Origin of the sequence: Desulfosporosinus cupriresistens, assembly GCF_001707885.1 — a bacterium.
Lineage (GTDB): Bacteria > Bacillota > Desulfitobacteriia > Desulfitobacteriales > Desulfitobacteriaceae > Desulfosporosinus.
In genome coordinates, this window is record NZ_MASS01000089.1 from 1 (window position 1) to 10294 (window position 10294).

Sequence of the window (10294 nt, forward strand, 5' to 3'; positions counted from 1 at the left end):
TTTAAGTTGCTCTTCAGGAGCCATTTGTTTAATAATCTTACTATCGACTTCCTCAATGATCTGGCTCTCTAAATGAGGGCATTCACCAAAACGTTTCTGTCCCTTGATTACCAAATCTGCAAACGCTAGGCATGTTGCCATCCCACACAGTTTGCAATTTGATTTTGGGAGTAACTTGTATACTTCTAGAGGATTGTTAAGCTGTGACATCTGATATTACCCCTTCCTGAAGTAATTATAGTGTTAATATGCTTCCATCATCAGAATTCTCCACGTTTCTCTTTTCCCCTGCCGTAATATTTCGTTTATTACATATTTTCGAATATTCTATTATATTACGAGCTCTTTGGGCTGTTAGCTAAAGCTTTTTTCCAGTTCCTTCTTTAGAACATCTGCTGGGAAATACCGTCCTGGGCATTCCGTGGCAGCCCCTGGCACGTCCCGGTGCAGCTCAACGTCTGTCGTCTTTAGAGAAAAGAAGGTCAGAAGTTGGACGACTTTTTTAATTAACCCAACGAGTTGGGTATCCGGTACTTCCTTTTCGCTGAAATTTCCTACGAGACAAATTCCGACCCCACTGGAATTACGATGTCCTGCTTTACAATGCGCTCCCGCTCGATCTAAGGGACGCCCATCCTCACAGCTCCCGTTCGGCATAATTACAAAATGATAACCAATATCGCTCCACCCCTTAGTTTGGTGCCACTCACGTATCATCTCAGCATTTACCGAAACCGTCTTTCCTGCCCTCATCACTTCTGTAGGGCTTGCTGAGTGATGGATAACTATTTTTCGCCAATCCATTCTATTCTCCCCTCTCCCTCAACTTTCAGGAAGTCAATGGCTTTACCAATAACCTCAAACTTCAACTATTCCTCGTAACAACCTCTCAGGAGGGCAATTTCTTCGGCATAGCCTGAAAGCTCGTTTGGTGTTTCGAGAAAGAAAGGCAGGTGCCGGAGTTTAGGGTGATTGATGATTTGGGTGATGGCTTGCAAACCAATGGAGCCCTCACCGATTTTGGCATGGCGGTCTTTATGACTGCCCTTAAGATTCATACTGTCATTTAAATGGATCGCCAAAAGCCTCTCTAAACCAATGACCTCATCAAAATTATTCAGGACACCGTCCAGATCATGCACAATATCATAACCTGCGTCATTGATATGGCACGTATCCAAGCAAACACCTATTTTGTCTGATAAAACGACACCATCGATGATCTGCTTGATTTCTTCGAAGGTGCGCCCTACCTCTGTACCTTTACCTGCCATGGTTTCAAGCAACACCGTGGTTGTCTGTTCGGGTTTTAAAAGAGCGTTAAGCTGCGCAACAATCAGACGTATACCCACTTCGGAGCCTTGCCCACCATGGCTGCCAGGGTGGAAATTATAGAGGTTGTTAGGTAAATACTCCATTCGAACCAAATCGTCAGCCATAACTTGGGCAGCAAACTCTCTTGTTTTCTCCTCAGGGGAACATGCGTTGAGGGTATAAGGGGCATGAGCTAAAATCGGAGCAAATTGATTTTCCTTCATCAGCCTAAGTAAAGCCTCAGCATCCTTCGGATCGATTGCCTTCGCTTTACTGCCCCTTGGATTACGGGTGAAAAACTGAAACGTATTGGCATGTATTTTCAGGGCATCTTTACCAATAGCTTGGAATCCTTTAGAAATCGATAAATGACATCCAATCTTTAACATCGTAATCCTTCTTTCTCGTGCAAGACTTCCAATGCATTATATTCCAATTTCTGACCTTATTCAAAAGTTCACCCCGAAGCTTTCATTATACATTTTAGGAACATGTGTAAAGATAACCTTACCTCTCCATAAGGCAGGAGATTACAGCAAATGAAGCACTGTCCAAAGATTCTAATCTTAGACAATGAGGAAGCTTTGCGCGCTATTATAGCTCAGCGTTTGAAGCGTAAAGGCTACGAAATAGTGGAAGCCGGCACAGCTGAAGAAGGGTTATCCCTTCTCAAAGAAACTTTAATCGATATTGTCCTGTTAGATATTAAGCTACCGGACGGTGATGGGCTTATCCTTTTACCAAAGATCGCTTAAACGGCTTAACTTTAATCGTCCCCCCGCTACACGAACGGCGGGATGTAAAACTCAGAGCAAAAAAAACTACTTCATCACGATTATATTTTATTACCAGAAACTCAAGAGCAATTGCTAAATTATGATTTTCCGGGTAATGTTCGTGAACTCTCCTAATTCTTGTTATTTAAATATCTGTGGCATTTTTCCAAGAAAGTCATTATGCCTTTCTCCTCAGCCAGCTTTTTATCAAGGGTCATATCTCCTCTTCCTAAGCGATCGCATAATCCAAGAAGTGCTATCTCGTCAAGGAAAACCTCAGAAGCCATTCTTTTGATATCTGCAAACGGTAATCCCTTAGTAACAAAGAGTATTTGCATATGCCACCTTACCATCTTGGAAACTTGATTTATAAATTCCTTGTCATCACTAAGTTCCTCAAGAAATTTAGCAGAAAGCCTCTCCCCCAATTTATCATGATCGTATGCAGTTATTCTCCCTTTCGTCATCTTTGTGGTGGCAGCTTTGCCCAAATCATGGAGCAAAGCAGACCACATAAGTACTTTTGGATTTTGGCTGAGATTTTTCCGTTCCGCTGCATTATCTACAACCAACATTGTATGGTTCCAAGCACTACCTTCTGGGTGATGCTGCGGCGATTGAGGTACTTCCTTTAAGTCGCCCAGTAAGGTGTAAGGGTAGTTTAATTCGAAGATACCAGATTTACTTAATTCTATAAAGTAGTCTGAAGGCTTTTTGTCATTCAACAAATGTTCATTAATCTCAATAAATAGTTGCATCTTTTTTTACTCCACTTAAACAGTATTTTAATCTATGCTTACCCAAACTTCCTGTGTTTAATGTAATCATTCTTTATCCCCCTCTTATTCTCCCTACATCCCATCTAGACTAAAACACTACTCTCTTGTCCGTGGCTATCGCTTCAACAGACTTATATTTCAGAAAGACCGTCAATCATGGGATGAACCATAATACTTGACTATCTAATCATTTTAACGTACAATATACTTAATCGTATAGTTGAAGGGGAGTAGCTCACACAGCAAAGTCGTCATTTCGGGATTAAAAACCCCCGGCTTTGTTGGCAACTATTAAAGTTGTAAGCAAGACCTTTACCAGAATTAACTGGTAAAGGTCTTTTTTTATATATTTTTTAGGACTTTATTTTGACCAAAAGAGAGGAGCTTAGGACATGGAATTTTTCTCACCAGACTTTATATCTGCCCTATTGTCCGTAATCATGATTGACTTAGTTCTAGGAGGTGACAACGCAATAATAATTGGCCTGGCTGCCCGTAATCTTCCCCAAAATAAGCAAAAAAAAGCAATCCTCTGGGGCACACTTGGAGCAGTGCTGATCCGAATAGTCGCTACCCTACTAGTTGTCTGGCTTCTGAAGATTCCAGGACTTTTGCTGGCAGGAGGACTATTACTGATCTGGATGGCTTACAAGCTTTTAGTGGAAGAAAAGAAAGAGCATCAAACTAAGGAATCTACCAGTCTATGGGTAGCTATTCGTACTATTATGGTCGCAGATGCAGCTATGGGTATCGATAACGTGTTAGCCGTGGCTGGGGCCGCTCACAGCAATTTCCTCATCGTCGTGTGTGGTCTGCTCGTTAGTATTCCAATTGTTGTTTTAGGCAGTACTGTAGTTATTAAACTCATTGAACGTTTCCCTTTTATTATCTATCTGGGTTCCATGGTCATCGCCTATACAGCTGGGAGCATGATTGTAGAAGAACCGATACTACACTCCTTCTTTGCTGCTAATTCTTATTTGGAATGGTTAGTGATCTCAGTTATTGTGTTGGGTGTAATTATTTCCGGCAAGCTAAAAATGCATCTTAAATTACAAACCAATCATTAAACTCATTTGATATTTTGCTATTTGAGAGGAGAAATGAATAAATTATGACTGGATTCGGAAATCAAGTTAAAACTGTCATGCTCATGAGTCTATTGACCATTTTAGTAGTCTTAGCAGGTCAAGCTTTAGGTGGGGAAAGCGGCATGGTGCTTGCTTTCATGCTTGCTCTGGCAATGAACTTTGGAAGCTATTGGTTTAGCGATAAAATAGCTCTGTCGATGACTAGAGCCCAGTTCGTAACCAGGGAGGAAAAACCTCAGCTATACGCGCTAGTGGAAAATCTAGCTCAGAATGCCAACCTGCCTATGCCAAAGCTCTATCTAACCCCTTCTCAACAGCCTAACGCCTTTGCTACAGGACGGAATCCGGCTCACGCGGCGGTCGCAGTGACTGCAGGTCTTCTTACTCTTCTGGATAGGAATGAGCTAGAAGGCGTAATCGCCCATGAATTAGCCCATATCCAAAACCGGGACGTTTTTATCGGTACGATCGCCGCAGTAATGGCCGGGGTGATTACGACTCTAGCTAACTGGGCCCAATGGGCTCTAATGTTTGGCGGACTTAATGGTGACGATGAAGAAGAAGGTGGCGGTCTGGCAGCCCTGCCGCTTATTATCTTAGGACCGCTTGCAGCTTTACTCGTACAAATGGCTATTTCACGTTCCAGGGAATACCTGGCAGATGCTACTGCAGCCAAAATAACAGGTCAGAGCACTGGTTTGACCAATGCCCTTCTTAAATTAGAACGCGGATCGCAAATAATTCCCATGGATGTTAATCCCGCAGCCAGTCACCTGTTCATTGTTAACCCACTTAATACCAAAAGACTGCTCTCATTATTTAGTACTCACCCGCCAATTGAAGAGAGAGTTAAACGGTTAAACAGTCTATGAACCTCTCGAACCTATACTTCTTTAAGAAATGGGAGTTACCAACTCAATTAATAAAGTTAAAATCACGAAGTAAGCAGTAATGATAATCTAAGCTAGCAGATATCAAACCAAATAAAAATAAGGATGTGATCATGTGAAATTGAAACAAATGGCTGGGACTATATCGATTATTGTAATGTTATCAACACCAACATTGGCACAAGCACAGGTTGCTTCAGGTAAGTCAGAAGTACTTCTTATGGATCAGTCCCTTGTGGACGGAGTAAACCTGAAAAGTGAACAAGCAAACGTTCTCCAGGCCCTGGTTGAAACATTAGCTATAAATACAATCGGCTTAACCAATGATGAAATCAAAATACGATTTAAGTCAGCGGGTCGAGAAAAACACCTGGCATCACTTCAAGAACGGGCTAAGTCGCTCGATATCGATATTACTGACCTAAGTAATGATCAAGCAAGAAAAAAGATTAAGGCAGCAGAAAGAGCAAATACTCTAACCCACCTTTTAGCTGACGCCAAAATACTTGGCATTGGCATTGGTATTGAGCCAAGGCAGTCCACCACATGAGATTAGCTGCATTTCGTCACTTGTTTTAAAGATGGACGAAATAGTCCAGACTGCTGTATGGGTCATCATTAAGCCCATAAAGGGCATGACCATCTTTTTTAACCCAATTCCTTCGGGACCTAGCACTCTGGAGAGAACAATTGAATTGCTGAAAGCTAAGATCTTGGTTATGAAAGAGGCTACTGTCAAAACAAAGGCCCCTTTGACCAAACATTGTTTTTTCATAAGGTTAACCTTTCTAAAAACAATGTTTGATCTATGTCTATGTAAGCCTAGGTCATTTCAAAACTATTTTCCGCCAAGTTCTCTAGGAACTCTTACTTACTCGCTTTAATATAGGTCCTATGGGGAGTTGACTAAGCCCCAGCCCCCATAGGAGCCAGACTGCAGGCCAGCTTTTGCGCAAGAAATAGATTAAAAGTAGGATACCAATAATTCGTCCTATATTCAGTGGTATCTCACGAAAGCATAGAAATTCAACTTGATAATGAGCTGTTTTCCTGCAATTGCGGATAACATTGTAAGAAATTGTGGTTAACGGTACAAAGACCAGTGGGAAAAACAAACTATTCGCGATTCCAAACAACCAAAAAGATTTTAAGTTAGGTTCCCAAAGCACAATTGTGGTAAAAAGCGTCAAGAGAACCCCACCAAGCAGCATTGAAAGATAGCGACGTTCCCTCTTAATATATCGTCCAACAAAATAGTAACTAAGCAAGGTAATTATCGATAGAACAAAATTAAAAAACCCTAACTGAAGTTCATTTTGAGAAAATTCATAGAAAATGAGAATCAACAAAAAGGTCATCACGCCTTCCCGCAAGCCACGAAAGAACATAGACCAACTCACTTGTCGCCACTCTACTCCGATCAAAGCTCTAGCTTGTGTGAAATTACACTGAGATTTGCGTGGATTAGCTACAAATGTTCGCGTGACTATGGTCGCTAGTATAAAGCAAATTACCATGATGCTGAAAACAGCGATATACCCCGTGAAAGTCCCTATACTTCGAATGATAGCTCCACCGACTAACGGAGCCACCATGCCTGCCAAGGCACTCGCAGCACCATTAAAACCGGAGAATTTATCTCTATTTTGATTATTAGTCCAATCATATGTAGAAACGTTATACCCGAAATAATAGAGACCCTGTCCTAAGCCCATTAACATGCCAAACACTGGTGCTAAGAAAGCTATTTTATTTTTTAACAGAAGAACAAATAAAAAGAAACAAACATGAATAAGCAAACCTAGACGAATACTGAGGATAATTCCTTTTTGTTTAAACAGATGAGTAGCCATGAAAAAAACAAAGGGCACAGTGGTAAACTGAAATAAATTAAAAATAGCTGCTGTCTCTAGGTTGTGCGAGATTTTCCAGAGATAAATATTGAAGAAAATATTTGATAGACTCACTCCGGTCAAAAACAAAGTATGGACCAATAATAACCTGCTTGCTTGTGAATCAAGAGCAGTGGAATTCTCTGAACTCATTCTTTTGCCCCCCTTTACAAAGCTAAGATTTCACCATTACGCGTGCAGGAAACAATGTAGACCTAAGACTATCACAAGGATAAGTCTTAGGTCTAGAATAAACAAGTTATTTAGATCGCTAGTTCCTTAACAAGGTCTACGCCTGCACTCGCTCCAATTCTTGAGGCACCGGCTTCAACCATCTCCAGGACTTGCTGCAGGTTTTTTATGCCACCAGACGCTTTGACGCCCATTTCTGTCCCCACGGTTTGACGCATGAGCGAAATGTCATGAGTATTCGCACCGCCTGACCCAAACCCTGTGCTGGTTTTTACAAAATGTGCACCAGCCTTTTTTGCTAACTTACAGGCTAAGATTTTTTCATCATCGTTTAAATAACATGTTTCTATGATAACCTTGGTGATTGCGTTAGGATTAGCTTCCCTAGTTGCTTCAACGACTGCCGAAATATCTTGGAAGACAGCATCCTCACGACGTTCCTTGAGAACACCAACATTGATCACCATATCGACTTCCAGTGCTCCATTCTTCACGGCCTCTTGGGCCTCAAAGGCTTTAGAAGCCGTTGACGTGCTGCCAAGTGGAAAACCTATAACCGTACAAACTAAGACTGCTGAATCTTTCAGGAGTTTAGCTGCAAGCGGAACATAGGATGGGTTGATGCAAACCGAGGCAAAGCCATACTCTAATGCTTCAGTGCAAAGTTTGGTGATATCTTCTTGAGTAGCTATAGACTTCAAAATGGTATGATCAATTAGTTTAGCTAGTTCGTTTCGAGTCATGGTCATTTTGATTGCCCCTTTAATCCAAACAAATACCTCTTATTTTGATGCGGCAAATGTCAGTTTGTCATTAATATATTGAGCTGCATTGTCCTTATTAATCAGAGTGGTTCCAGCATCAATAAATGCATCATATGTTTTACCATCAAGAACTCCTAGAGCAGTATCAACAACTGTTTTGCCCAGCACTTGTGGGTCATTTAAGACAGTAGCGTCATACTTGCCAGTCGGGATTGCTTTAATAGCTTCCATTAGACCGTCAACACCAACGATTTTAACTTTTCCGGCTAATTGATTTTGTTCCAGAACTTGCAAAGCACCTAAGGACATATCGTCATTATGGGCATAAACCAAGTTTACATCTGGATTGGCTTGGAGTAAATCTTGGAATGCTTTGACAGCTTTAGAACGAGTGTAATCACAATACGGTCCCTGGATAACTTTAATCCCAGGTTCTTTATCCACGGCTAAATGGAAACCGTCACGACGATCCATCATAACCTTGCCGCCAGCATCCCCTTGAAGTTCAATAATTTTACCTTTTGCCTTACCTTCTCCACCTAGTAAGAGGACGGCCTCTTTTCCTGCTAACTCACCCATTTTTCTATTATCTCGGCCAACAAACGTAGCAACCTTGCCATCTGTCGGACGATCAACGGTCACCACTGGAATATTTGCTTGTTTAGCAGCCGCAAGTGAAGGCGCAACTGCCGTTGGATTGGAAGGGTTAAGAATTAGAACATTGATTCCTTTGGTGATTAAATCTTGTATGTCTTTATTTTGTTTTTCAATATTATTTTGAGCATCCACATAAACTATTTTAGCACCTTTGGCTTCTGCTTCAGCCTTCGCTGCATCCATTAAGGATACATAAAATGGTGAATCTAAGGTTACTTGGGAAAATCCGATGACGACTTGTTTAGGAGTATCTTTTGGAGCATTTGTTTCAGCAGTTTTAGCAGTACCACATCCAGCAACCCCTATCAAAACTGACACCATAGTTAATGCTAACAAACCTCGTAATTTTCTCATCCTAAATCCTCCTCTTATTTATTGTTGTTGTTTTTTAAACAAGAACTTGCCTATTCTAAAGTTTAATGACGCACCCCCCTTTCAATGTGGGAATATATCAATGAGCATTTTTGCCCATGACAAACTTATTGAGTATTAGGGCAAGCATGATGATCAAACCCATAAAAATTTGCTGATAATAGGATGCCAGCCCAACCAGATTGAATATATTGGTAATAATACTCATTAATAGAACACCAGCAAATGTTCCCACTACCCCACCGACACCGCCAGCTAAACTGGTTCCACCTAGAACAACTGCCGCAATCGCATTAAGTTCTGCCCCACTCGAAGCGGTTGGCTGACCTACTGTTAACCAAGATGTCAGTACAACGCCAGCCAAGCCCGACAGAATCCCGGAAATAACGAACACTGAGATGAGATGTCGATTCACTCGTACACCAGAGAGATGAGCTGCTTCTGGATTTCCTCCTACAGCGAACAAATTTCTACCATAAGGGGTGTATTTCAGCGCAAGCGCTGCCACAATTGTGAGCATAATCCAAACTAATCCACTCACTGGAACTCTTCCAATAAACCCAGCCCCTAGAAAACTAAACGATTCGGGCAGTCCGTAAATTGGTTGACCATTCGTAACCAACAATGCCAAACCTCGAGCGGAAACCATCATGGCTAACGTGGCAATAAAAGATGGAATATTAAATTTAGCTGATAAAAAACCGCTGACGAAACCTAATACCCCTCCAGCTGCCAGCGCCAGGATAATCGCCAGCGGTATTGACCAACCAGCGGCCAGTAACATGGCTACCACCATACCTGACAGGGCTGCAATAGATCCAACCGAGAGATCGATGCCAGCTACCAGGATGACGAAGGTCATTCCAATCGCCATGATTCCAGTGACAGACGATTGTTGCAGAAGATTTAGGAAATTTTGGATCGTAAAAAACCTTGACGACAAGGTCGATGCAATGCTGATAAAAACCAATAATAAAATCAATAGGTTATACTTCCCCAAAAAATAACCCAATTCTAACGTTCTACTCTTTTTCTCACCAGTGCCAATACTTACATTACTCACAAATTCTTACCCTCCCGTGACCGCACAATGAAGTATGGCTTCATCTCTAAAGTCTACCTGCTGAAATTCCCCGACAATATTACCATTAAACAAAATGACCATTCTATCACACAATTGTACTAGCTCTGCCAATTCTGAAGAGGCGACGATAACTCCAAACCCCTTGTCAGATAAACCTTTGATGATTTTGTACACTTCTTCTTTAGCTCCAATGTCAATCCCTTGAGTTGGTTCATCAAAGAGCAAAATATTCGAGTTCTTGAGCAGCCATTTAGCAATAACAACTTTCTGCTGGTTACCACCACTTAAATTTTTCACCGAAGCTTGAATGGATGGAGTTACTACCCTTAATTGCTCAACTTGTGCGTTCACATGTTTGTACATTGTTGAATACTTTAATAAGCCAAACCAAGTATATTTCTTAAGCGAGGGAACAACTGCGTTTTCCCACACCGATAGGTTTAACAGTAACCCTTGCGTCTTCCGACTTTCAGGAACCAAGGC

At 41.5% G+C, this 10294-nt stretch carries 13 protein-coding genes and 1 pseudogene; 4 read left to right on the forward strand and 10 right to left on the reverse strand.

The genetic code is table 11. The features are described from left to right. The 3 genes from DSBG_RS20490 to DSBG_RS20500 all read right to left on the reverse strand — a co-directional run. A partial coding sequence (locus DSBG_RS20490; RefSeq protein WP_282434243.1) for a (Fe-S)-binding protein occupies positions 1-210 on the reverse strand: 210 nt, incomplete at its 3' end. 144 nt (positions 211-354) lie between these two features. Continuing rightward, a complete protein-coding gene (locus DSBG_RS20495) occupies positions 355-804 on the reverse strand; it encodes an N-acetylmuramoyl-L-alanine amidase (RefSeq protein WP_068966735.1) in 450 nt (149 codons plus the stop codon). A 65-nt stretch (positions 805-869) separates the two neighbouring features. Continuing rightward, complete coding sequence (locus tag DSBG_RS20500) at positions 870-1703, reverse strand: deoxyribonuclease IV (protein WP_068966737.1); 834 nt, start codon at positions 1701-1703, stop codon at positions 870-872. 150 nt (positions 1704-1853) lie between these two features. On the opposite strand from DSBG_RS20500, the pseudogene DSBG_RS20505 reads away from it, so the two are divergent. Next, positions 1854-2063: pseudogene (locus DSBG_RS20505) on the forward strand (response regulator); the annotation flags it as partial. A 158-nt stretch (positions 2064-2221) separates the two neighbouring features. Here DSBG_RS20505 and DSBG_RS20510 read toward each other — a convergent pair. Then, positions 2222-2848: an HDIG domain-containing metalloprotein gene (locus DSBG_RS20510; protein WP_068966740.1), complete on the reverse strand. Its 627-nt coding sequence runs from the start codon at positions 2846-2848 to the stop codon at positions 2222-2224. Positions 2849-3261: 413 nt separating this feature from the next. On the opposite strand from DSBG_RS20510, the gene DSBG_RS20515 reads away from it, so the two are divergent. The 3 genes from DSBG_RS20515 (at position 3262) to DSBG_RS20525 (ending at position 5400) form a co-directional block, all read left to right on the forward strand. Further along, complete coding sequence (locus DSBG_RS20515; RefSeq protein WP_068966742.1) at positions 3262-3939, forward strand: TerC family protein; 678 nt, start codon at positions 3262-3264, stop codon at positions 3937-3939. 44 nt (positions 3940-3983) lie between these two features. After that, complete coding sequence (locus tag DSBG_RS20520) at positions 3984-4832, forward strand: zinc metalloprotease HtpX (protein WP_068966744.1); 849 nt, start codon at positions 3984-3986, stop codon at positions 4830-4832. Positions 4833-4965: 133 nt separating this feature from the next. Beyond that, positions 4966-5400, forward strand: a complete 435-nt coding sequence (locus DSBG_RS20525) for a hypothetical protein (RefSeq protein WP_068966746.1) — start codon at positions 4966-4968, stop codon at positions 5398-5400. Here the strand turns inward: DSBG_RS20525 and DSBG_RS23880 are convergent. The 6 genes from DSBG_RS23880 to DSBG_RS20550 all read right to left on the reverse strand — a co-directional run. Continuing rightward, positions 5338-5625, reverse strand: coding sequence for an oligosaccharide flippase family protein (locus DSBG_RS23880; RefSeq protein ID WP_242877787.1), 288 nt, complete (start codon positions 5623-5625; stop codon positions 5338-5340). The genes DSBG_RS20525 and DSBG_RS23880 overlap by 63 nt on opposite strands. An 82-nt stretch (positions 5626-5707) precedes the next feature. Beyond that, positions 5708-6895 carry an MFS transporter gene (locus DSBG_RS20530; protein WP_068966748.1) on the reverse strand — a complete coding sequence of 396 codons (1188 nt, stop codon included), beginning with the start codon at positions 6893-6895 and terminating at the stop codon, positions 5708-5710. A gap of 110 nt (positions 6896-7005) precedes the next feature. After that, complete coding sequence (gene deoC, locus DSBG_RS20535; protein WP_083237007.1) at positions 7006-7677, reverse strand: deoxyribose-phosphate aldolase; 672 nt, start codon at positions 7675-7677, stop codon at positions 7006-7008. A 39-nt stretch (positions 7678-7716) separates the two neighbouring features. After that, entirely contained in the window at positions 7717-8709 is a 993-nt protein-coding gene (locus DSBG_RS20540; RefSeq protein ID WP_068966751.1) for a substrate-binding domain-containing protein, read from the reverse strand. A gap of 97 nt (positions 8710-8806) precedes the next feature. Further along, on the reverse strand, positions 8807-9790 hold the full coding sequence (locus tag DSBG_RS20545) for an ABC transporter permease (RefSeq protein ID WP_068966753.1): 984 nt from the start codon (positions 9788-9790) through the stop codon (positions 8807-8809). A 6-nt stretch (positions 9791-9796) separates the two neighbouring features. Further along, positions 9797-10294 (reverse strand): ATP-binding cassette domain-containing protein (locus tag DSBG_RS20550; protein WP_141694392.1); only part of this gene is annotated, 498 nt, incomplete at its 5' end.

Excerpts from the sequence above, each read along its gene's own strand:
- DSBG_RS20540 (WP_068966751.1), bottom strand. The coding sequence starts at position 8,709 with ATGAGAAAATTACGAGGTTTGTTAGCATTAACTATGGTGTCAGTTTTG.
- DSBG_RS20500 (WP_068966737.1), bottom strand. The coding sequence starts at position 1,703 with ATGTTAAAGATTGGATGTCATTTATCGATTTCTAAAGGATTCCAAGCT.
- deoC (WP_083237007.1), bottom strand. The coding sequence starts at position 7,677 with ATGACTCGAAACGAACTAGCTAAACTAATTGATCATACCATTTTGAAG.
- DSBG_RS23880 (WP_242877787.1), bottom strand. The coding sequence starts at position 5,625 with ATGAAAAAACAATGTTTGGTCAAAGGGGCCTTTGTTTTGACAGTAGCC.
- DSBG_RS20515 (WP_068966742.1), top strand. The coding sequence starts at position 3,262 with ATGGAATTTTTCTCACCAGACTTTATATCTGCCCTATTGTCCGTAATC.
- DSBG_RS20510 (WP_068966740.1), bottom strand. The coding sequence starts at position 2,848 with ATGCAACTATTTATTGAGATTAATGAACATTTGTTGAATGACAAAAAG.
- DSBG_RS20495 (WP_068966735.1), bottom strand. The coding sequence starts at position 804 with ATGGATTGGCGAAAAATAGTTATCCATCACTCAGCAAGCCCTACAGAA.
- DSBG_RS20530 (WP_068966748.1), bottom strand. The coding sequence starts at position 6,895 with ATGAGTTCAGAGAATTCCACTGCTCTTGATTCACAAGCAAGCAGGTTA.
- DSBG_RS20520 (WP_068966744.1), top strand. The coding sequence starts at position 3,984 with ATGACTGGATTCGGAAATCAAGTTAAAACTGTCATGCTCATGAGTCTA.